This is a genomic window from Pseudomonas sp. BT-42-2, from assembly GCF_025847435.2.
GTDB lineage: Bacteria > Pseudomonadota > Gammaproteobacteria > Pseudomonadales > Pseudomonadaceae > Aquipseudomonas > Aquipseudomonas urmiensis.
Map to the genome: position 1 here is coordinate 25,141 of NZ_JAOYTM010000008.1, position 20,481 is coordinate 45,621.

Consider the following 20,481-nt stretch of genomic DNA (forward strand, 5'->3'; position numbering starts at 1 on the left):
CTGAAGGAAGTGGTACGCCGATTTTAAAGCAACAATCAAAATGCCATTCGTGAATTGCAGGCAAATGTATTTTGCTCCGTCCCTGCTGTTTCCCCCGCTCGCGAGCCCCTAATCTGCCGTCATCCCATTCGGTCCCCGGATCGAGCCAGACACAGTTAGAGGCCCACCATGAAAAAGATTCTCCTGCTCAATGGCGGTAAACGCTTTGCCCATTCCGATGGCCGCCTGAACGAAACCCTGCATGACCTGGCGCTGGCCCACCTGGACCGCGCCGGTTACGACGTCAAGCAGACCTTCATCGATGGCGGCTACGACATCCAGGAAGAAGTCGAGAAGTACCTGTGGGCCGATGTGGTGATCTATCAGATGCCAGGCTGGTGGATGGGCGCGCCGTTTACCGTCAAGCAGTACATCGATGAGGTGTTCACCGCAGGTCACGGCAGCCTGTACGCCAGCGATGGTCGCACCCGTTCCGATGCTTCGCAAAAGTACGGCAGTGGTGGTCTGATCCACGGCAAGCAGTACATGCTTTCGGTCACCTGGAACGCCCCGCAGCAGGCTTTTGACGATCCGAGCGACTTCTTCGAAGGCAAGGGCGTGGATGCGGTGTACTTCCCGTTCCACAAGGCCAACCAGTTCCTCGGCATGACCGGCCTGCCGACCTTCCTGGCAGTGGATGTGATGAAACGTCCCGATGTGCCGGCGACCATGGCAGCCTACGAGGCGCATCTGGCCAAGGTGTTCGCCAAGGCCAACTGATGCGCTGATTGCTGAGGGGGCTGCACGGGCCTTCAGATCGCTTGCAGGAGGAGGCTCAACCGGCTATCTATCATCGCGTCATTCAAGTGCAGGCCGCCAAGTGAAAACCCGTTCAGAAGAACTCCAGGTATTCGTCACCGTCATCGATTGTGGTTCGATCTCCGCCGCCGCCGAGCAGATGGGCCAGACCCCGTCGGCGGTCAGCCGCACCCTGTCGCGCCTGGAAGGCAAACTTGGCACCACCTTGGTCAACCGCACCACCCGGCGCATGGACCTGACCGAAGAGGGCCGTTTCTTCCTCGAACGCGCGCGGACCATCCTCGAACAGATGGACGAGATGGAAGAGCGCCTGTCGATGAACCGGCAAACCCCCTCGGGCCGGCTACGCATCAATGCCGCAGCACCGTTCATGCTGCATGCCATCGTGCCGTGGATCGGCGAGTTCCGTCAGCAGTACCCCGGTATCGAGCTTGAGTTGAATACCGACGATTTGATCATCGACCTGCTGGAGCAAAGCACCGACGTGGCCATTCGCATTGGCGAGCTGGCCGACTCCAGCCTGCATGCACGCTCGCTCGGCTGCAGCCCGATGCAGATCCTGGCAAGCCCGGCGTACCTCGAGCGCCATGGCACGCCGCTCAAGGTCGAGGATCTGCACCAGCATTGCCTGCTTGGCTTCAGCCAGCCTGAGGTGCTCAATCAATGGCCGCTGCGCCATGCCGAAGGCGATCGCTGGACGATCCGCCCCAGCCTGATCGCCTCCAGTGGCGAGACCCTGCGCCAGCTGGCGCTATCAGGCGAGGGCATCGTCAGCCTGTCGCACTTCATGACCCATGAAGACATCCGCGCCGGGCGCTTGCAGGTGCTGCTGGGCGAGGCCAACAACGGCTATCGCCAGCCGATCCACGCGGTGTACTACCGCAACACCCAGCTGGCGCTGCGCATTCAGTGCTTCCTCGACTTCATCCAGCACAAGCTGGCGGGGTACGCCTGCTCCCCGTGATGGAAAAGCAGTGTTCTGAACGCGACAGTTTTGGCTGATTGGCGTCGTAATGCTCCTGGGTTGTTTGCTTAGTCGAAACGCTTCGGCCTTAATGACTGATCAACAAAAACAACACCAAGGAAGCGCACATGCGTCTTGTCATGTTCCAGTCCATGGCCCTCGGGGCCGCGATCCTAAGCTGTTCGTCGGCCTTCGCCGTCACCCTGGAAGGCGGCGCGGTGGCTGCCCCCGATCAATATGGCGCACAGGTGGCCGCCGATATCCTGAAAAAAGGCGGTAATGCCGTGGATGCCGCGGTAGCCACGGCCTTCACCCTGGCGGTGACCTACCCCGAGGCCGGCAACATCGGCGGCGGTGGCTTCATGACCCTGTTCGTCGATGGTAAGCCGTACTTCCTCGACTACCGCGAAGTGGCGCCCAAGGCGGCCACACGCAACATGTACCTGGACGACAAGGGCGAGGTGATCGAAAACCTCAGCCTGGTCGGCGCCCGCGCAGCTGGCGTGCCCGGCACGGTGATGGGCCTGTGGGAAGCGCATCAGAAGTTCGGCAAGCTCAAGTGGAGCGAACTGCTCACCCCCGCCATCGGTTATGCCCAAAACGGCTTCAAGATCGCCCAGAAGCAGTACCAGTACCGCGACGATGCCCAGGGCATGTTCAAGACCGCGACCAACTTCAATGACTACTTCGGCAACATGAAGGTCGGCGAGCTGTTCAAGCAGCCAGAACTGGCGCAGACCCTCGAACGCATCGCCGACAAGGGCGTCAGCGAGTTCTATCAAGGCAAGACCGCCGACCTGCTGGTGGCGCAGATGCAGGCAGACAAGGGCCTGATCACCAAGGACGACCTGAAGGACTACAAGGCGCTGTGGCGCGATCCAATGGCCATCGACTGGCGTGGTAATGTGGTCTATACCGCACCGCCGCCAAGCTCCGGCGGCGTAGCCCTGGCCCAGCTGCTGGGGATCAAGGAAAACCGCGCCGCCGATTTCAAGGGCGTGGAGCAGAACTCGGCGCGCTACATCCACTTGCTGGCCGAGATCGAGAAGCGCGTCTTCGCCGACCGCGCCGACTACCTGGGCGATCCGGCTTTTACCAAGGTGCCAGTGGACAAGCTGATCGCCAAGGACTACCTGGCCAAGCGCGCCGAACAGGTCAACCCCACTGCCATATCCGCGACCGACAAGGTGCGTCCAGGGCTGGAGCCGCACCAGACCACCCACTTCTCGATCGTCGATAAACAGGGCAACGCGGTGAGCAACACCTACACCCTCAACCTCGACTACGGCAGCGGTGTAGTGGTCAAGGGCGCAGGCTTCCTGCTCAATGACGAGATGGACGACTTCAGCGCCAAGCCGGGTGCGGCCAATGCCTTTGGCGTGGTCGGCGGCGATGCCAACGCGATCGCTCCGGGCAAACGCATGCTGTCGTCGATGAGCCCAAGCCTGGTGACGCGCGACGGCAAGGTCACCCTGGTGATCGGCACCCCGGGGGGATCGCGGATCTTTACCTCGATCTTCCAGGTGATGAACAACCTGTATGACTACAACATGCCGCTGGACAAGGCCGTGGCCGCGCAGCGCGTGCATCACCAGTTGCTGCCCAAGGACACCATCTACTTCGACAGCTACGCGCCGCTCACCGGTGCGGTGGCGCAAGAGCTGAAGAAGATGGGCTATGTGCTGGAGGATCAGGGCTGGGAAATGGGCGATATCCAGGCGATCCGGGTGACGGGCGAGAAGATCGAGACCGCTTCGGATCCGCGTGGGCGCGGCGAGGGTCGAGTGGTCAAATAGAGCCCTTTAGGCAGGGCTGACGCAATCGCGGGACAAGCCCGCACCTACAGGGTTACTCGAACCCTGTAGGTGCGGGCTTGTCCCGCGATGCGTTCGACGTCAGACGCGGAACTGGCTGACCAGCATCTGCAAGTGACCGCCCAGACGCGCCAGCTCAACGCTGGAGGCCGCGGTCTCATCACTGGCCGAAGCGGTCTGTTCCGACACATCGCGCACGTTGAGAATGCTGCGGCTGATCTCTTCAGCCACGGCGCTCTGCTGCTCGGCAGCGGCGGCGATCTGTTGGTTCATCGACTGGATGTTCGACACCGTGCGGGTGATGTTCTCCAACGAACCACCGGCTTTGCGCGCCAACTCGACACTGCTTTCAGTCAGGTTGCGGCTGCCGAGCATGGCATTGGCCACCTGCTGGGTGCCGTTCTGCAGGCTGGCGACCAGCTCCTCGATCTCTTCGGTAGACTTCTGGGTGCGCTGCGCCAGGCCGCGCACTTCGTCGGCGACCACGGCAAAACCACGACCCGCCTCACCCGCGCGTGCTGCCTCGATGGCCGCGTTGAGGGCGAGCAGGTTGGTCTGTTCGGCGACCGACTTGATCACGTCCATGACGCTGCCGATCTTCTGGCTTTCCTGCTGCAGCAGGTTCATCGCTTCGGTGGAGCGGTGCACTTCTTCGGCCAGGCGTTCGATCTGGCTGATGGCTTCGCCCACCACCCGATCGCCCGCGCGCGCTTCGTCGTCGGCACCGGTGGCGGCGTGCGAGGCTTGCTCGGCGTTGCGTGCCACTTCCTGCACGGTCGCGGCCATTTCATGCATGGCGGTCGCTACCTGGTCGGTTTCGACTTTCTGGCTGTTGGCGCCGGCGCTGGTCTGCTCGGTCACCGCCGACAGCTCTTCAGCGGCGCTGGCAATCTGGGTAACGCCATCGCGAATACCACCGATCAGCTCGCGCAGCGTGGTGCCCATGCGGCCGATGCTCTGTTGCAGCACGCCCAGCTCGTCACGGCGGGTGACGCGCAGGTCGTGGGTCAGGTCGCCACCGGCGATGCGCTCCACGGCTGCCATGGTCTCGCGCAGAGGGCGAGTGATCTGCCGGGTAATGATGACTGCTGCCAAGACACCCACCAGCAGTGCCAGCAAGGTGGCGATGATCTGCATGCTGCGGGCTTGGGCGCTTTCGATGTCGCGACGCTCGATCTGGATCTTGTACAGCGCGTCGCTACGCTTGACGATGTCGGCCCCCTGTACAGTCATTTCGGCACGCGCCACGGCGATCGCGGCGACAGCGTCGCGGTACTCGCGCACAGCGGTCCGGTAGGCCTGCACACTGTCTTCGAACTGTTGCACGCGGGTGCTTTCGTTAGGCAGCTGGCGCTTGAGGTTGTCGACTTCCACCAGGGCCGCATCGAGCTGACGCAGGGCAGCCTGTTCGCTGGCGGCATCGCTGTCGGCAATGTAGCCGCGCACGTCTACGCGCACCTGGGCCAGTTGCTGGCGGGTCTTGCTGATGACCTGGTACTGGGCAAAGCGCACGCTGTCGTTTTCACCTTGGGCGAGCACGTCACGGCTGATGCTTTCAAGGATTTCATCGGCTTTGCTTGCCGCCTTGTTCATGTTCTCGCGGTTGGCCAAGGTGGTCTTGTAGCCAGCCCGCATCTTGCTCAGCGAGGTCTTGTAGTCGCTGATGATCGCGCCCAGCTCATTGAGCAGCTTGACGTTCTCGGGGCTCTTGAAGGTAGTCGCCAGGCGCTGCTGCTGGGCGCTGAAGGCATCCAGCTTGGCCTGGGTGTTGGCCGCAGCGGTATCGTCGCCGTTGGCGATCATGTATTGCAGGCGCGCCACGCGCAGGTCGGTCAGGTCTTTATTGAGCTGACCGATGTCGCCCATCCAGTTACTGCGGTCGATCAGGCTGCCCAGGCTGTTCCAGCCCGTCAGGGCCAAGAGGCCGGTCAGCAGCAAGACCAGGCCAAAGCCCAGTCCGAGTTTGAGGTTGACGCTGATGTTGGCAAACCAGCTGTTCATGCACGCTCTCCAGAAAATGATTTCGCTCACTTGATCTGAATCGCTGGGCGTTATTCTTCCTGAGTGCCCGCTGATTCGTGCAGGAGTTATCGGCAAGATTGGCTGGAGCTGAAACGCTTTTTCTGCAGAATTGTAACCCTATGAAAACGTTTGCGTTTTCATAGGCAACTTCGCGGGTTTTCCCGCGAAGCGGTAGGCAGGGGTTAGAGGCTACGCGCGGTAAAGGTATCGCAGCGGTTCACATCGCCATTGGCAAAACCGGTCTTGAACCAGCGCACACGCTGCGCCGAGGTGCCATGGGTGAAGGAGTCCGGCACCACCCGGCCTTGGCCCTGCTGTTGCAGGCGGTCATCGCCAATGGCATTGGCGGCGTTCAGCGCTTCTTCGATGTCACCAGGCTCGAGCCAGTTCAAGCGTTTCTGCGCCTGGTAGGCCCACACCCCCGCCAGGCAGTCAGCTTGCAGCTCCTGGCGGACCAGCAAGCCATTGTCACCCTCCATTTTCTGTCCGCGCTGGCGCGCGGCTTGTACCTGCGAAGAGACGCCCAGCAGGGTCTGCACGTGGTGGCCGATCTCATGGGCAATCACATAGGCCTGGGCAAAATCACCGGCTGCGGCAAAGCGGCTTTCCATCTCGCGAAAGAAGCTCATGTCCAGGTATACCCGCTGATCGCCTGGGCAGTAGAACGGCCCGACTGCCGACGAGGCGAAGCCGCAGGCAGAATTGACCTGGCCGCTGAACAGCACCAGCTTGGGATCACGGTACTGCTTGCCAGCCTGGGCAAACAGCGCCTTCCAGGTGTCTTCGGTGTCGCCCAGGATCGAGGCGACGAACTCGGCCTGCTCGTCATTGGCCGGCGGCGCCTTGCCTTCCACACCAGCCGGGGCGGTCTGGGTTTGCTGTTGGTCCATCTGTCCGGCGATCTGGCCGAGGATCTGCAACGGGTCTTGTCCAGTCAGCCAGCCGATACCGACGATCAGCAAGATGGCGCCGAGGCCAAGCCCTTTACCGCCGCCAAAGCGCATACCGCCGCCACCGCCTTCGCCGCGGGCATCGACTACGTTGTCGCTACGCCGGCCTTTTCGCCATTCCATGAGTGTGCTCCAGCTTGAAACATGAGGTTAAAGATTAGTTCAGGGCAGGGCGCTCTGACAGCTAAAGCTGCAGTCATAACCAAATGGTTATGTTATGGGCCGTTGAATTCAATATTCATCCCCCGCGACCTGTCGGAAACTGCAAGTCCGCCTGCCACGCACAGGCGCTCGCATAAGTCCAATAAGAGGAAAACGGCATGCCCGCCCAGGACACCAGCCGCTTCGTGATCCGTGATCGCAACTGGCACCCGAAAGCCTTAACGCCTGACTACAAGACCTCGATTGCCCGCTCCCCGCGCCAGGCGCTGGTGAGCATCCCGCAGTCGATCAGCGAGACCACCGGTCCCGACTTCTCTCATCTGCGCTTTGGTCAACACGACAACGACCTGTTGCTGAACTTCGACAACGGTGGCCTGCCAATTGGCGAACGCATCATCGTTGCCGGCCGGGTCATCGACCAGTATGGCAAGCCTGTGCCCAACACCCTGGTGGAAATGTGGCAGGCCAACGCTGGCGGTCGCTATCGGCACAAGAACGATCGCTATCTGGCCCCGCTGGACCCCAACTTCGGTGGCGTTGGTCGCACCCTGACCGACAGCGACGGCTACTACAGCTTCCGCACCATCAAGCCCGGCCCGTATCCATGGCGCAACGGCCCGAATGACTGGCGCCCGGCGCACATTCACTTTTCGGTTAGTGGCCCGTCGATTTCGACCAAGCTGATCACCCAGCTGTATTTCGAAGGTGACCCGCTGATCCCGATGTGCCCGATCGTCAAATCCATCGCCAACCCGGCAGCGGTGCAGCAGCTGATCGCCAAGCTCGACATGAGCAACGCCAACCCGATGGATTGCCTGGCCTACCGCTTTGATATCGTCCTGCGCGGTCAGCGCCAGACCCACTTCGAAAACCGCTGAGGAGCGCCGACATGCCAATCGAACTGCTGCCGGAAACGCCCTCGCAGACCGCCGGCCCCTACGTGCACATCGGCCTGGCCCTGGAAGCGGCCGGTAACCCGATCCGCCCAGAGGAAATCTGGAACCGCCTGGCCCGCCCTGAAGCGCCGGGCGAGCACATCCTGTTGATCGGCCAGGTGTATGACGGCAACGGCCATCTGGTGCGTGATTCGTTCCTGGAGATCTGGCAGGCCGATGCCGAGGGTCAGTATCAGGACGAGTACAACCTGGAAAACCCCTTCAACAGCTTTGGTCGAACCGCCACCACCTTCGATTCGGGCGACTGGACCCTGCACACGGTCAAGCCGGGCGTAGTCAACAACGCCGCAGGTGTGCCGATGGCGCCGCACATCAACATCAGTCTGTTTGCCCGGGGGATCAACATCCAGTTGCATACGCGGCTGTATTTCGATGACGAAGGCGAGGCTAACGCCAAGTGCCCGGTGCTGAATCTGATCGAACAGCCGCAGCGGCGTGAGACGTTGATTGCCAAGCGCTGCGAGGTTGATGGCAAGACGGCGTATCGCTTCGATATCCGTATTCAGGGGGAAGGGGAGACGGTGTTCTTCGATTTTTGATCCGCATTGGCTTAGAGGGGCCGCTGCGCTGTTAGCGCAGCGGTTCGGCGCCCCGTCAAGCCAGCGCCTACCGGTAGCGCGCCGTCCTCGATGACGGCGCGAACCAGTAGAGGCTGGCTTGACGGGGTTTTTGCTGCGTTCGCGGCGAGGCCATTGCGGCCTCGCCGGGTTGCGGGTCAGCGCCGAACCAGCAACACCCCGCTTTCCATATGATGGGTATAGGGGAACTGGTCGAACAGCGCACAGCGTTCGATACGGTGGGTATCGTGCAACTGGGCGATGTTCTGTGCCAAGGTTTGCGGGTTGCAAGAGATGTACAGGATACGTTCGAAGCGACGGGTCAGCTCGCAGGTGTCCGGGTCCATGCCGGCGCGTGGCGGGTCGACGAACACCGTGCCGAAGTCGTAGCTTTTCAGCTCGATGCCTTCCAGGCGGCGGAACGGGCGGACCTCGTTCAGCGCCTGGGTCAGCTCTTCAGCTGATAGGCGCACCAGGCGCACGTTGTTCACGCCGTTCTCGTCGAGGTTATGCAGTGCAGCGTTGACCGAGGTCTTGCTGATCTCGGTGGCCAGCACCTTACGTGCGCGGGTGGCCAGCGGCAGGGTGAAGTTGCCATTGCCGCAGTACAGCTCGAGCAGATCGTCGTCGCGCTCGCCCATGGCGTCGAAGGCCCAGTTGAGCATCTTCTGGTTCACGGCGCCGTTAGGCTGGGTGAACGCGCCTTCGGGTTGGCGGTAGCTGAAGGTGCGGCCAGCGACTTGCAATTGCTCGACCGCGTAGTCGCGGCCAATCACCAGGCGCTTGCCCTTGGAGCGGCCGATCAGGCTGACGCCGAGTTGTTCGGCAAGCACGCGGGCAGCGGTTTCCCAGGCCTCGTCGAGTGGACGGTGGTAGCACAGGGTGACCATCGCATCGCCTGCCAGGGTGGTCAGAAACTCCACCTGGAACAGCCGATTGCTCAGCGCCTCGCTGGCCTGCCAGGCCGCTTTCAGGCGCGGCATCAGCGCGTTGATGCGCTCACTGGCAATCGGGAAGTCGTCGATCAGGATCGCCTTGTGCTTCTCGCCTGGGGCGAACATCGCGTAGTGGCGCTGGCCTTCCTCACGCCACAGGCGGAACTCGGCACGCAGGCGATAGTGCTCGCGCGGCGAATCGAACACCGCAGGCTCTGGCGCATCGAACGGCGCCAGCAACTCTCGCAGGCGCTCGACCTTGGGCGTCAGCAGGCTTTCGTAGGACGATGGATCGAAGACAGCACTCATGCGTTTAACCAGCCCAGCTTGATGACGAACAGGATGGAGAGGATCACCAATGCCGGGTTGAGCTCGTGGCGGCGGCCCGAGAGCAGTTTGATGGCGGTCCAGGTAATGAAGCCGAAGGCGATGCCGTTGGCGATCGAGTAGGTCAGCGGCATGGCCAGGGCAGTGACCATCACTGGCGCGGCTTCGGTGACGTCATCCCAGTTTATTTCCGCCAGCCCCGAGGCCATCAGCACGGCGACGAACAGCAGCGCCGGCGCAGTGGCGAAGGCCGGTACGCTGCCAGCCAGGGGCGCGAAGAACAACGCCAGGAGGAACAGGATCGCGACGACGATGGCGGTCAGGCCAGTACGGCCACCGGCGCTCACGCCCGCAGCCGACTCGATATAGCTGGTGGTGGTCGAGGTGCCGAGCAGCGAGCCGGCCATGGCCGCGGTGCTGTCGGCGATCAGGGCCCGGCCCATCTTCGGCATGTGACCGTCCTTGCCCATCAGGCCGGCGCGCTTGGCGACGGCAATCAGGGTGCCGGAGTTGTCGAACAGGTCGACGAACAGGAAGGCGAAGATCACGCTGATCAGGCCCACATCGAGGGCGCCGGCGATGTCCAGTTGCAGGAAGGTCGGGGCCAGCGAAGGCGGCATCGACACCACGCCGGCAAAGGGCGTTACGCCCATCAGGATCGAGGCCAGGGTGACCGCGAGAATGCCGATCAGCACCGCGCCGCGTACTTTCATTGCTTCCAGGGCGACGATCAGGAAGAAGCCCAGCGTAGCCAGCACGGGGGCCGGATTCTTCAGGTCGCCCAGACCCACCAAGGTAGCCGGGTTATCGACGACGATGCCTGCGTTATGCAGGGCGATCAGTGCCAGGAACAGGCCGATGCCGGCGGCGATCGCCGAGCGCAGCGGCAGCGGAATGCTGTTCACGATCCACTCACGGATGCGGAAGATCGACAGCAGGAAGAACAGCACCGCCGAGAGGAATACCGCACCCAGCGCCACTTGCCAGGTATGGCCCATGTGCAGCACGACGGTGTAGGTGAAGAAGGCGTTCAGGCCCATCCCCGGCGCCAGGGCGATCGGGTAGTTGGCGATCAGGCCCATGGTGGCCGAGCCGATCGCTGCGGCCAGGCAGGTGGCGACGAAGATCGCACCCTTGTCCATGCCGGTCTCGCCGAGGATGCTCGGGTTGACGAACAGAATGTAGGCCATGGCCAGGAAGGTAGTGACGCCCGCGAGAATCTCGGTGCGCACATTGGTGTTGTGTGCTTTTAGTTGAAACAGCCTTTCCAGCATGCCCGCTCCCCAAGGCGCCCCCAGGCGCCGTGAATATATCGACCCCATCAGCAAAGCACAGACCGTACCGGCTGCCGTGGTTTATGTGGGGCGGAAAAAAGCCGCGCATCATACCAGCATGGATGGCGGGGGCCTATGGCCGTTGGCAGGTCACCTGGCGGACCGGACGAGCAGCCTGTTCCCACGCCTTCACGGGTTGCTGGCGCGAGCTGATCAGGAACTGTGCAACCGATCCCGATTGGCCAGGGTCGGGAACAGTTTTATCCACACCCCGGTCACCAGCAATGTGCCCACCCCACCGAGCACCACCGCTGGCACTGTGCCAAACCAGTGCGCTGTCACCCCAGATTCGAATTCGCCGAGCTGATTCGAGGCACCGATGAACAACCCGTTCACCGCACTCACTCGCCCGCGCATCTCATCGGGCGTCTCCAGCTGCACGAACGAACTGCGGATGACCATGCTGATCATGTCCGCCGCGCCCAGTACCACCAGCACCGCCAGCGAGAACCAGAACGAGGTCGACAAGCCAAAGGCAATGGTCGCCACGCCAAACACCCCGACCGCGGTGAACATGGTCCGGCCGACCTTGCGCTCGAATGGGAAGCGTGCCAGCCAGATCGACATCAGCAGCGCCCCCACCGCAGGCGCTGAGCGCAGCAGGCCCAGGCCCCATGGGCCGGTGAGCAGGATGTCCTTGGCGAACACCGGAAGCAGGGCGGTAGCGCCGCCGAGCAGTACCGCGAACAGGTCCAGGGAGATGGCGCCGAGGATGTCCGGGCGACTGCGGATGAAACGGATCCCGGCCAGCAGCGACTCGAGGCTGGCGCGGCCACGCTGAGGCAGCTGTTGGCGTGCGTCGAGGCTCAGGGTGAGCAGGCAGGCAATCGCATACAACGCCACGGTTGGGCCGTATACCCAGATGCTGCCGAAGGCGTACAGCAAGCCGCCAACCGCCGGGGCGACGATGGTCGCTGCCTGGGTCGCCGAGGCCGAGGCGGCTACTGCCCGTGGAAACAGCCCCGGTGGCACGACATTGGGCAGCAGTGCCTGGGTCGCTGGCATTTCGAACGAGCGGGTCGTGCCGAGCAGGAAGGCCAGGATGAAGATCATCTCGCGGCTGACGTTGTCAGTGGCGCTGCCCACCACCAGGGCCAGGGCAATCAGAGCTTGCAGGCTTTGGCACAGGGCGGCGACCCGGCGCCGATCGAAGCGGTCCGCCACATGGCCGGTGTGGAGCATGAACAGCACCCGTGGGGCGAACTCGACCAGGCCGACCAAACCCAGATCGAGCACGTTGCCGGTCAGTTGATAGAGGTGCCAGCCGATGGCCACGGTGAGCATCTGAAAACCACTGGCGGTGAATACGCGGGCCAACCAGAAGGCGAGGAAGGGGCGGTGTTGACGGAGCAACAGCGGGGCAGAATCGGACATCGGGAAACCTGTGGCCTCGGCGATAGGGAGGGCCAGAGCGTAACATCTGTTTGTAACAAATAGTTGCTGGGGCTGGGTTGGAGAGGAGGGGAGCTGAGCTGCACATCTGATCGCGTCACGGCTTCAGCGTGAAGAAATGATCAGCCCAGCTCTCAAGCGCTGCCTTGCCTATTCAACGAAAGGCGGGTGAGACAACGGGTCACGCGGCATTCAACCGCACGGCTAGGGCGGCCATTCGGGGCTATGCTCACTGTCAACCGTTGACCTGGATCAATCGTTCCAGAAGCAACGATTTGGCCATCAGGCCTCAATCCCTGCGATCGAACAGAACAATTCCAACGCGCCGCACTCGATAACCGTGGGGGCAGTGGGCGACAGGGCCATGAGCCCGGACGCCGGATTATCTGAAGAGGAAGCACCATGTTCGGATTAGAAGCCCTAGAGCTCGCCCGAATCCAGTTTGCCTTTACCGTGTCCTTTCACATCTTGTTCCCAGCCATCACCATTGGCCTGGCGAGCTACCTGGCGGTTCTCGAAGGCCTTTGGCTGAGAACCCACGAGCAGGTCTACCGCGACCTCTATCACTTCTGGTCGAAGATCTTTGCCGTCAACTTCGGCATGGGGGTGGTCTCCGGCTTGGTCATGGCCTATCAGTTCGGCACCAACTGGAGCCGCTTCTCTGACTTCGCCGGGGCTGTTACCGGACCGTTGCTGACCTATGAAGTGCTCACCGCGTTCTTCCTCGAGGCCGGTTTCCTCGGTGTCATGCTGTTCGGCTGGAACCGCGTCGGCCGGGGGCTGCACTTTTTCTCGACAGTGATGGTGGCCCTGGGCACCTTGGTTTCGACCTTCTGGATCCTGGCCTCGAACAGCTGGATGCAGACCCCGCAAGGCCACGAAATCATCGACGGTCGCGTGGTGCCGGTGGACTGGCTGGCAGTGATCTTCAACCCCTCTTTCCCCTATCGACTGATGCACATGGCCACCGCGGCCTTTGTCGCCACCGCGTTCTTCGTCGGCGCCTCGGCGGCCTGGCACTTGCTGCGCGGGCGTGACAACCCGGCGGTGCGCAAGATGCTCTCGATGGCCATGTGGATGGCGCTGATCGTCGCGCCGATCCAGGCGGTGATTGGCGACTTCCATGGTTTGAACACCTTGAAGCACCAGCCGGTGAAGATCGCCGCGATTGAAGGACATTGGGAGAACGTCCCCGGTGAGCCTACGCCGCTGATCCTGTTCGGTATCCCCGACATGCAGGCTGAAACGACCCGCTTCAAGATCGAAATTCCGGCCCTGGGCAGTCTGATCCTGACCCACAGCCTGGATAAGCAAGTGCCGGCAATGAAAGAGTTCCCAGCCGAAGATCGACCCAATTCGACCATTGTGTTCTGGTCGTTCCGGGTCATGGTGGGTTTGGGCTTGCTGATGATCTTCGTCGGCCTGTGGAGCTTGTGGCTGCGTAAACGCGGCACCTTGTACAGCAGCAAACCCTTCCTCTACCTGACCCTGTGGATGGGGCCGTCCGGGCTGATTGCCATTCTGGCCGGTTGGTTCACCACCGAGATCGGCCGTCAGCCGTGGGTAGTCTATGGATTGATGCGCACCTCAGAAGGAGTGTCCAACCATAGCTACACCCAGCTCGGTGTGACCCTGGTGATCTTCGTGGTGGTCTACTTCGCCCTGTTCGGTACCGGCCTTGGCTACATGATGCGCCTGGTGCGCAAAGGCCCGCACACCGGCGAGGGCGATGCGCAGCCACCGGGCGGTCCTGGCCAGCAACGCACACCCGCGCGGCCGTTGTCTGCCGCCGACGATAGCGCCGACGCCAACACCGACGCCATCAGCCTAAACAAGGAGAGCTGAGCCATGGGTATCGATCTTCCGCTGATCTGGGCTGTGATCATCATCTTCGGCGTCATGATGTACGTGGTGATGGACGGCTTCGACCTGGGCATCGGCATGCTCTTCCCGTTCGTCAAGGCCGAGCGTGACCGCGATGTGATGATGAATACCGTCGCCCCGGTATGGGACGGCAACGAAACCTGGCTGGTGCTGGGGGGCGCGGGCTTGTTCGGCGCCTTCCCGATGGCTTATGCGGTGGTGCTGGAAGCGTTATACCTGCCGCTGATCCTGATGCTGGTGGGCTTGATCTTCCGTGGTGTGGCCTTCGAGTTTCGTTTCAAGGCCAAGGATGACAAGCGGCACCTGTGGGACAAGGCGTTCATTGGCGGCTCGTTGGTGGCCACCTTCTTCCAGGGCGTCGCGCTAGGCGCGTTCATCGAAGGCTTCAAGGTGGTCGACCGCCATTACGCCGGCGGCTCGCTGGATTGGCTGACGCCATTCAGCTTGTATTCCGGGCTGGGTTTGATCGTCGCCTACACCTTGCTTGGCTGCACCTGGCTGATCATGAAAACCGAAGGCCCGCTGCAAAAGCAGATGCATGACCTGGCGCGGCCGCTGGCGTTGGTGCTGCTGGTGGTGATCGGTATTGTCAGCCTGTGGACACCGCTGGCTTATCCACAGATCGCCGAGCGCTGGTTCAGCATGCCTAACCTGATCTGGTTCATGCCGGTGCCCGTCCTGGTCCTGGTGACCTTCTATGGGCTGCTCAAGGCGGTGGCGCGCAATGCCAACTACACGCCATTCCTGTTGACCCTGGTATTGATCTTCCTCGGTTACAGCGGGCTGGGCATTAGCTTGTGGCCGAACATCATTCCGCCCTCGATCTCGATCTGGGAGGCCGCCGCGCCGCCGCAGAGCCAGGGCTTCATGTTGGTGGGGACGCTGTTCATCCTGCCGTTCATCCTGGGTTACACCTTCTGGAGCTACTACGTGTTCCGCGGCAAGGTGACCCACGAAGATGGCTACCACTAGGGAGGGCTGCACGATGACGGGTAAACATGGCATCGAGGAGCAGAAGAAGCCGCTGTGGCAACGGCTGGGTTGGCTGGTGCTGATCTGGGCGGGCAGTGTGGCGGCGCTCGGGGTGGTGGCCTGGTTGATGCGGATGTTCATGGCCGCGGCAGGGTTGAGTACCCACTGAATGCAGGTTTTGGGACCGCAACGCGGTCCCAAGACCTTTGGGTTTACTTGCGGGCCTTGAGGATCACGAACTTTGGCGTAGCCGCCACCTGGTCAACCCCCCGGAACAGCCGCGCCAGCTTGCTGTGATACCCCAGGTGCCGGTTACCCACGATGTACAGCGCGCCGCCCACCACCAAGGCATCGCGCGCCTGCTGGAACATCCGCCAGGCAAGGAAGTCGCCCACCACCTGCTGCTGGTGGAACGGCGGATTGCACAGCACCACATCCAGCGACTGCTTCTCCTGCCCAGCCAGACCATCGGCTGCGCGCACCTCTACCGGCCGATCGCCCAACGCCGCCTGCCAGTTATCCAACGCCGACTGCACCGCCATGTACGACTCGTCGACCAGCGTGTACTGCGCCTCAGGATTAACCAGGGCACTGGCGATCGCCAGCACGCCATTGCCACAGCCAAGGTCGGCTACCCGAGCCTGGCCCAGATCACGCGGCAGGTGCGGAAGAAACGCGCGGGTGCCGATATCCAAGCCTTCGCGGCAGAACACGTTGGCATGGTTGACCAGCTCCAGAGCTGGCGTATCCAGGCGGTAGCGCGTGGGATAAGGCGAGCTAGCCCGTGGCCGTTCGGCCACGGTGGCGGTCAGCAAACGGGCTTTTTTCTGCGCCAGCGACGCCTGTACCGGGCCGATGTACTTTTCCATCAGGTCGCCCGCTGCCCGCGGCAGGTGTTTGATCATGGCCGTGGCGATCACTTGCGCACCTGGGGCCAGATGGCCTTGCAGGCGAATCAGTTGTTCCTCGAGCAGCGCCAGGGTCTTCGGCACCCGCACCAGCACTCGGTCAAACGGCCCTTGCCAGGAAGCGTTGGCGGGCACGAAAGGCACGGCGTCGAAGGGCTTGGCGTTACGCGCCAGGTTCTTTTCCAGGGCCACCCGCGCCAGGTGCGAATCACCGCTGCTGACCACCTGCACATCAGCGCACAGGCTGGCCGCCAGGGCGCCGAAGCTGTCGTTGAGCACCAGCACCCGGCAACCCGTCGGCAGCGCCTGGCTGGCCAGGTGCTCGAGCAGATACTCATCGGCAGCGTCGAACGCTTGCAGGGGGTCGTTGACCTGTTCCGGTTGGCGGATCAGGTCGAGTTCGGCAAAGGGGCTGGTCAACAAAGGCATGGCATGGGGCTCGGGTACGAATCTGCCCGGCGCAGACCACGACGAGCTTGAAGCGCGCAATTCTACAGGGCTTTGCCCAAGCGGTGGGCTGCCTGGCGTCAGAACAGTCCGCGGCTGGCGGCGATGGCAATGGCAGCGGCCTTGTTGGAGGCGTTGGTCTTGGTGATCACGCTGCGGATGTGGAAGTTCACTGTGCTGGTCGACAGCGACAGGATCCGGGCAATCACTGCCGCGGTCTTGCCGTCGGCGGACCACTTGAGCACTTCCAACTCGCGTTCGCTGAGTTTGGGGATCGGTGCCAGTGCAGCCAGGTGGTGCTCACTGAGCCGCTCGTGCAGGGTATGGCACAGCCAGACGATACGCGCGCTTTTGTCATAGAACTCAATGGTGTCGATCTTGCCCTGCGGCCTGGCTACGCTCAACTGTGTTTCATTATGCCGCTGGTCGTGCACCGATTGGCTCCAGCCATGGCGCAAGCCATAGGAGCACGCCGTACTGCGCAGTGCTGGCACTTCGCGAAACAGCTCGTCATCCCATAGCACCGGGAGAGTGGATTCATGACAGCGCTTGACGATAGGGTCCTGCTTGATCAGCTCAGCTTGCGTATAGAATGCGTTCCATTCAGCTGGGAAGTTGTTGTACAGGATGATTTGCGGCCGGCTAGCGGCGAGATGGATATGCAAAGCCAAACCCATGTAGGGCATGCCCATATCCTGTACCAACGCCAACGCACGCTTGAACAACTGCTGCGGGTCGCGCTCATCCTGCAGCTGTTGCAGCTGCTCCGGGTTCCATTGCGACATTGAAACGCTCCCTGATAGCTCCCTGGATTCAACTCCACTACCACCCGGCACATTGTAGGAAAAGACCTAGCGTTGCGTTGGGATTTTTTCGCTATAGCCCCCTAAGCCATGTATGACACTCCGTTTGGCTTGCCCCTGCAAACCGTCGGTGTTCATCGCCGCCGCTTTGGGCGAAACTGTGCACACTTGATTTATGGAGCCCGTCATGACCGCCAGCGCCGACAAATTTACTCGCCAGACCTTGCTCGACGTGCAACCGCTGACGCCCAGCTTGTTCTCCTTGCGAGTCACCCGCGACGCAGGCTTTCGCTTTCGCTCCGGCCAGTTCGCCCGGCTGGGTGTGACCAAGGCCGACGGCAGCGTGGTTTGGCGGGCCTATTCGATGGTTAGCGCGCCGCATGATGAGCATTTGGATTTTTTCTCGATTGTAGTCCCAGGAGGCGAGTTCACCAGCGAGCTGAGCCGTCTGGGCAAAGGCGATACGCTGTTGATCGACCGTCAGGCGTTTGGTTTTCTAACGCTTGATCGCTTCATTGGCGGTCGCGATCTATGGCTGCTGGCGACCGGTACCGGCATTGCACCGTTCATGTCGATCCTGCAGGACTTCGAGGCCTGGGAACGTTTTGACAACATCAAGCTGGTGTATTCGGTACGAGAAGCCAATGAGCTGGCTTATCTAGAGGAGATCGCTGGCCTGGAGCAGCGTGACTACCTGGCTGAGTTCGCTGGCAAGTTGCAGTTCATTCCGGTGGTAACCCGCGAGCAGCACCCTGGGGCATTGAATGCGCGCATTACCACACTGATCGAAAATGGCGAATTGGAGCGGGCGGCGGGGCTTGAGTTTTCGCCTGAGCATTCGCGCGTCATGCTCTGCGGCAACCCGCAGATGATCGATGACACGCGCAAGGTACTCAAGGCGCGCGATCTGCAACTGAGCTTGAGCAAGCGGCCGGGACAAGTGGCGGTAGAAAACTACTGGTGAGAATCAGCTACAAGCCCCAAGCCCCAATCCCCAATCCCAAGAAATGCCCGATCAGAGCGCGGCCCTGCTTTTCTTGCAGCTTGGCGCTTGCAGCTCGTAGCTGCGGTCAGGGCAGACGATTCTGGTTCTGCGTCTTGAGCAGATCGCGAATCTCGGTCAGCAGGGTTTCCTGCGGGGTAGGCGCTGGCGGTACGCTCGGCGCCACGGCTTCTTCGCGCTTGAGGCGGTTGATCACTTTGACCCCCATGAAGATGGCGAAGGCGACGATGAGGAAGTCGATCACGGTCTGGATGAACTTGCCGTAGGCCAGCATCACTGCCGGAGCATCGCCCTCGGCCGCCTTGAGGGTAATCGCCAGGTCACTGAAGTCCACGCCGCCGATCAGCAGGCCCAGCGGTGGCATCACCACGTCACCGACGAAAGACGAAACGATCTTGCCGAAGGCGGCGCCGATGATGATACCGACGGCCATGTCGACGACATTGCCCTTGACCGCAAACGCCTTGAATTCACTGATCATGCCCATGGTTGTGTTCCTTGTAACAAATGGATAAGTAAACGCAGTGTAAGCCACTTAAACGCTTCATGCGTGATGTGTGCAGCTAGAGACTGCGGTTAGATCGAATAGTTTTGTCGCATCCCGCGGCGTTCGAGACACGTCCAGCTCAGCTATCATGGCGGTTTTTTCCAGGAGACTGCCCCCATGGCCAAGGCCAAGCGCTTGTATGGCTGCACCGAGTGCGGCGCGACCTTCCCCAAATGGGCCGGCCAGTGCGGTGAGTGCGGCGCTTGGAACAGCCTGACCGAAACCATGATCGAGAGCGGCGGCGCGGCTGCGCCGAGCGGGCGCGCCGGCTGGACTGGGCAGCAGGCGCAGATCAAGACCCTGGCCGAGGTCAGCGTTGAAGAAATCCCGCGCTTCACGACCAGCAGCACCGAGTTGGATCGGGTGCTCGGTGGTGGCCTGGTCGACGGCTCGGTGGTGTTGATTGGGGGAGACCCAGGGATCGGCAAGTCGACCATCCTGTTGCAGACCCTGTGCAACATCGCCACCGGCATGCCGGCGTTATACGTGACGGGCGAGGAATCCCAGCAGCAGGTGGCGATGCGCTCACGGCGCCTGGGGTTGCCGCAGGATCAGCTCAAGGTCATGACCGAAACCTGCATCGAAACCATCATCGCCACGGCGCGCGTGGAAAAACCGCGGGTGATGGTCATCGACTCGATCCAGACCATCTTCACCGAGCAGCTGCAATCGGCGCCTGGCGGGGTGGCGCAAGTGCGCGAGAGCACGGCGCTGCTGGTGCGCTATGCCAAGCAGAGCGGCACGGCGATTTTCCTGGTCGGCCATGTTACCAAGGAAGGCTCGTTGGCCGGCCCGCGGGTGCTGGAGCACATGGTCGATACCGTGTTGTATTTCGAGGGCGAGTCGGACGGCCGCCTGCGTCTGCTGCGCGCAGTGAAGAACCGCTTCGGCGCGGTCAATGAATTGGGCGTGTTCGGCATGACCGATCGTGGTCTGAAGGAGGTATCCAACCCTTCGGCGATCTTCCTCAACCGGACCCAGGAAGAGGTACCGGGCAGCGTGGTGATGGCCACCTGGGAAGGCACCCGGCCGATGTTGGTCGAGGTACAGGCGCTGGTCGACGACAGCCACCTGGCCAACCCACGGCGAGTCACCTTGGGCCTGGACCAGAACCGCCTGGCCATGTTGCTGGCGGTACTGCATCGCCATGGCGGCATTCCTACCCATGACCAGGACGTATTCCTCAACGTGGTCGGTGGGGTCAAGGTATTGGAAACCGCCTCCGACCTGGCGCTGCTGGCGGCCGTCATGTCCAGCCTGCGCAACCGGCCATTGGCCCACGGCCTGCTGGTGTTCGGCGAGATTGGCCTGTCGGGTGAAGTGCGCCCCGTGCCCAGTGGCCAGGAGCGCCTCAAAGAGGCTGCCAAGCACGGCTTCAAACGCGCCATTGTGCCCAAGGGTAATGCGCCCAAGGTGTCGCCAGCGGGCTTGCAGGTGATTGCCGTGACGCGTCTGGAACAGGCTTTGGACGCCCTGTTCGAGTAAGCGGGTTCTCTGCAATCGCAAGCTGGGCGACCGCACCGTGCAGCGGGCCTGTCGCAGCTACAGCTCGACCCTGACACTGCGCAGCCCGCTGGTGCTCGACCGTCTGATCGGCCGGATCCAGCGCATGGCGCTGACTGGCAAGCTCGGCATGGTGCACCCGCGATAGCGTCATCAACACCCACAAAAAAGGGGAGCCGACGATGCGCATCGGCTCCCCCCTG

The 20,481-nt window shown here is 62.0% G+C and carries 19 protein-coding genes and 1 pseudogene; 11 read left to right on the forward strand and 9 right to left on the reverse strand.

The window, feature by feature from the left end; translation table 11 throughout:
- Positions 1-168: 168 nt before the first annotated feature.
- The 3 genes from OIU19_RS08585 (at position 169) to ggt (ending at position 3,558) form a co-directional block, all read left to right on the forward strand.
- Positions 169-759 (forward strand): NAD(P)H-dependent oxidoreductase, encoded by a 591-nt coding sequence (locus tag OIU19_RS08585; protein ID WP_264234670.1) that lies wholly within the window; start codon positions 169-171, stop codon positions 757-759.
- A gap of 100 nt (positions 760-859) precedes the next feature.
- Positions 860-1,762, forward strand: coding sequence for a LysR family transcriptional regulator (locus OIU19_RS08590; protein WP_264234671.1), 903 nt, complete (start codon positions 860-862; stop codon positions 1,760-1,762).
- Positions 1,763-1,890: 128 nt separating this feature from the next.
- Complete coding sequence (gene ggt, locus OIU19_RS08595) at positions 1,891-3,558, forward strand: gamma-glutamyltransferase (RefSeq protein ID WP_264234672.1); 1,668 nt, start codon at positions 1,891-1,893, stop codon at positions 3,556-3,558.
- Between the two features lie 99 nt (positions 3,559-3,657).
- Here the strand turns inward: ggt and OIU19_RS08600 are convergent, their stop codons facing one another.
- The 3 genes and pseudogenes from OIU19_RS08600 to OIU19_RS08610 form a co-directional block, all read right to left on the reverse strand.
- Positions 3,658-4,521, reverse strand: a complete 864-nt coding sequence (locus tag OIU19_RS08600) for a methyl-accepting chemotaxis protein (protein WP_372353301.1) — start codon at positions 4,519-4,521, stop codon at positions 3,658-3,660.
- Positions 4,513-5,577, reverse strand: a pseudogene (locus tag OIU19_RS08605) (methyl-accepting chemotaxis protein); the annotation flags it as partial. The gene OIU19_RS08600 and the pseudogene OIU19_RS08605, both read right to left, overlap by 9 nt.
- A 203-nt stretch (positions 5,578-5,780) precedes the next feature.
- The gene (locus OIU19_RS08610; protein WP_264234674.1) at positions 5,781-6,671 is read right to left on the reverse strand and encodes a neutral zinc metallopeptidase; all 891 of its coding nucleotides are present in this window, start codon (positions 6,669-6,671) and stop codon (positions 5,781-5,783) included.
- Between the two features lie 197 nt (positions 6,672-6,868).
- Between OIU19_RS08610 and pcaH the strand changes: the two genes are divergently transcribed.
- The gene (gene pcaH, locus OIU19_RS08615) at positions 6,869-7,588 is read left to right on the forward strand and encodes a protocatechuate 3,4-dioxygenase subunit beta (RefSeq protein ID WP_264234675.1); all 720 of its coding nucleotides are present in this window, start codon (positions 6,869-6,871) and stop codon (positions 7,586-7,588) included.
- 11 nt (positions 7,589-7,599) lie between these two features.
- Positions 7,600-8,205 carry a protocatechuate 3,4-dioxygenase subunit alpha gene (pcaG, locus tag OIU19_RS08620; protein WP_264234676.1) on the forward strand — a complete coding sequence of 202 codons (606 nt, stop codon included), beginning with the start codon at positions 7,600-7,602 and terminating at the stop codon, positions 8,203-8,205.
- A gap of 176 nt (positions 8,206-8,381) precedes the next feature.
- Here pcaG and trmA read toward each other — a convergent pair whose 3' ends face one another.
- From trmA to OIU19_RS08635, 3 genes are all read right to left on the reverse strand, one after another.
- Entirely contained in the window at positions 8,382-9,467 is a 1,086-nt protein-coding gene (trmA, locus tag OIU19_RS08625; RefSeq protein WP_264234677.1) for a tRNA (uridine(54)-C5)-methyltransferase TrmA, read from the reverse strand.
- Positions 9,464-10,759 carry an NCS2 family permease gene (locus OIU19_RS08630; protein WP_186554263.1) on the reverse strand — a complete coding sequence of 432 codons (1,296 nt, stop codon included), beginning with the start codon at positions 10,757-10,759 and terminating at the stop codon, positions 9,464-9,466. Before OIU19_RS08630 ends, trmA begins: the two co-directional genes overlap by 4 nt.
- A gap of 213 nt (positions 10,760-10,972) precedes the next feature.
- Entirely contained in the window at positions 10,973-12,193 is a 1,221-nt protein-coding gene (locus OIU19_RS08635) for an MFS transporter (protein ID WP_264234678.1), read from the reverse strand.
- A 420-nt stretch (positions 12,194-12,613) separates the two neighbouring features.
- Here OIU19_RS08635 and OIU19_RS08640 point away from each other — a divergent pair, with 420 nt between their 5' ends.
- The 3 genes from OIU19_RS08640 to OIU19_RS08650 are packed head-to-tail and all read left to right on the forward strand — an operon-like array spanning position 12,614 to position 15,236.
- Complete coding sequence (locus tag OIU19_RS08640; protein WP_264234679.1) at positions 12,614-14,056, forward strand: cytochrome ubiquinol oxidase subunit I; 1,443 nt, start codon at positions 12,614-12,616, stop codon at positions 14,054-14,056.
- 3 nt (positions 14,057-14,059) lie between these two features.
- Positions 14,060-15,067 (forward strand): cytochrome d ubiquinol oxidase subunit II, encoded by a 1,008-nt coding sequence (gene cydB, locus OIU19_RS08645; protein WP_264234680.1) that lies wholly within the window; start codon positions 14,060-14,062, stop codon positions 15,065-15,067.
- Positions 15,068-15,080: 13 nt separating this feature from the next.
- A complete protein-coding gene (locus OIU19_RS08650) occupies positions 15,081-15,236 on the forward strand; it encodes a DUF2474 domain-containing protein (protein ID WP_264234681.1) in 156 nt (51 codons plus the stop codon).
- Positions 15,237-15,279: 43 nt separating this feature from the next.
- On the opposite strand, the gene OIU19_RS08655 is transcribed toward OIU19_RS08650, so the two are convergent.
- On the reverse strand, positions 15,280-16,404 hold the full coding sequence (locus tag OIU19_RS08655) for a methyltransferase (RefSeq protein WP_264234682.1): 1,125 nt from the start codon (positions 16,402-16,404) through the stop codon (positions 15,280-15,282).
- A gap of 98 nt (positions 16,405-16,502) precedes the next feature.
- The gene (locus OIU19_RS08660) at positions 16,503-17,207 is read right to left on the reverse strand and encodes an autoinducer binding domain-containing protein (RefSeq protein WP_264234683.1); all 705 of its coding nucleotides are present in this window, start codon (positions 17,205-17,207) and stop codon (positions 16,503-16,505) included.
- A 205-nt stretch (positions 17,208-17,412) separates the two neighbouring features.
- Between OIU19_RS08660 and OIU19_RS08665 the strand changes: the two genes are divergently transcribed.
- The gene (locus OIU19_RS08665) at positions 17,413-18,189 is read left to right on the forward strand and encodes a ferredoxin--NADP reductase (protein ID WP_264234684.1); all 777 of its coding nucleotides are present in this window, start codon (positions 17,413-17,415) and stop codon (positions 18,187-18,189) included.
- 106 nt (positions 18,190-18,295) lie between these two features.
- Here OIU19_RS08665 and mscL read toward each other — a convergent pair whose 3' ends face one another.
- Positions 18,296-18,715: a large-conductance mechanosensitive channel protein MscL gene (mscL, locus tag OIU19_RS08670; protein ID WP_264234685.1), complete on the reverse strand. Its 420-nt coding sequence runs from the start codon at positions 18,713-18,715 to the stop codon at positions 18,296-18,298.
- 177 nt (positions 18,716-18,892) lie between these two features.
- Between mscL and radA the strand changes: the two genes are divergently transcribed.
- Positions 18,893-20,260: a DNA repair protein RadA gene (radA, locus tag OIU19_RS08675; protein ID WP_264234686.1), complete on the forward strand. Its 1,368-nt coding sequence runs from the start codon at positions 18,893-18,895 to the stop codon at positions 20,258-20,260.
- Between the two features lie 37 nt (positions 20,261-20,297).
- The gene (locus OIU19_RS08680; protein ID WP_264234687.1) at positions 20,298-20,426 is read left to right on the forward strand and encodes a hypothetical protein; all 129 of its coding nucleotides are present in this window, start codon (positions 20,298-20,300) and stop codon (positions 20,424-20,426) included.
- Positions 20,427-20,481 lie beyond the last annotated feature (55 nt).

Coding starts and splice junctions, on each gene's coding strand:
- mscL (WP_264234685.1), bottom strand. CDS start 18,715: ATGGGCATGATCAGTGAATTCAAGGCGTTTGCGGTCAAGGGCAATGTC.
- OIU19_RS08640 (WP_264234679.1), top strand. CDS start 12,614: ATGTTCGGATTAGAAGCCCTAGAGCTCGCCCGAATCCAGTTTGCCTTT.
- pcaG (WP_264234676.1), top strand. CDS start 7,600: ATGCCAATCGAACTGCTGCCGGAAACGCCCTCGCAGACCGCCGGCCCC.
- OIU19_RS08655 (WP_264234682.1), bottom strand. CDS start 16,404: ATGCCTTTGTTGACCAGCCCCTTTGCCGAACTCGACCTGATCCGCCAA.
- ggt (WP_264234672.1), top strand. CDS start 1,891: ATGCGTCTTGTCATGTTCCAGTCCATGGCCCTCGGGGCCGCGATCCTA.
- pcaH (WP_264234675.1), top strand. CDS start 6,869: ATGCCCGCCCAGGACACCAGCCGCTTCGTGATCCGTGATCGCAACTGG.
- OIU19_RS08665 (WP_264234684.1), top strand. CDS start 17,413: ATGACCGCCAGCGCCGACAAATTTACTCGCCAGACCTTGCTCGACGTG.
- OIU19_RS08660 (WP_264234683.1), bottom strand. CDS start 17,207: ATGTCGCAATGGAACCCGGAGCAGCTGCAACAGCTGCAGGATGAGCGC.
- OIU19_RS08635 (WP_264234678.1), bottom strand. CDS start 12,193: ATGTCCGATTCTGCCCCGCTGTTGCTCCGTCAACACCGCCCCTTCCTC.
- OIU19_RS08630 (WP_186554263.1), bottom strand. CDS start 10,759: ATGCTGGAAAGGCTGTTTCAACTAAAAGCACACAACACCAATGTGCGC.
- radA (WP_264234686.1), top strand. CDS start 18,893: ATGGCCAAGGCCAAGCGCTTGTATGGCTGCACCGAGTGCGGCGCGACC.
- trmA (WP_264234677.1), bottom strand. CDS start 9,467: ATGAGTGCTGTCTTCGATCCATCGTCCTACGAAAGCCTGCTGACGCCC.
- OIU19_RS08650 (WP_264234681.1), top strand. CDS start 15,081: ATGACGGGTAAACATGGCATCGAGGAGCAGAAGAAGCCGCTGTGGCAA.
- cydB (WP_264234680.1), top strand. CDS start 14,060: ATGGGTATCGATCTTCCGCTGATCTGGGCTGTGATCATCATCTTCGGC.
- OIU19_RS08600 (WP_372353301.1), bottom strand. CDS start 4,521: ATGGGCACCACGCTGCGCGAGCTGATCGGTGGTATTCGCGATGGCGTT.
- OIU19_RS08610 (WP_264234674.1), bottom strand. CDS start 6,671: ATGGAATGGCGAAAAGGCCGGCGTAGCGACAACGTAGTCGATGCCCGC.
- OIU19_RS08585 (WP_264234670.1), top strand. CDS start 169: ATGAAAAAGATTCTCCTGCTCAATGGCGGTAAACGCTTTGCCCATTCC.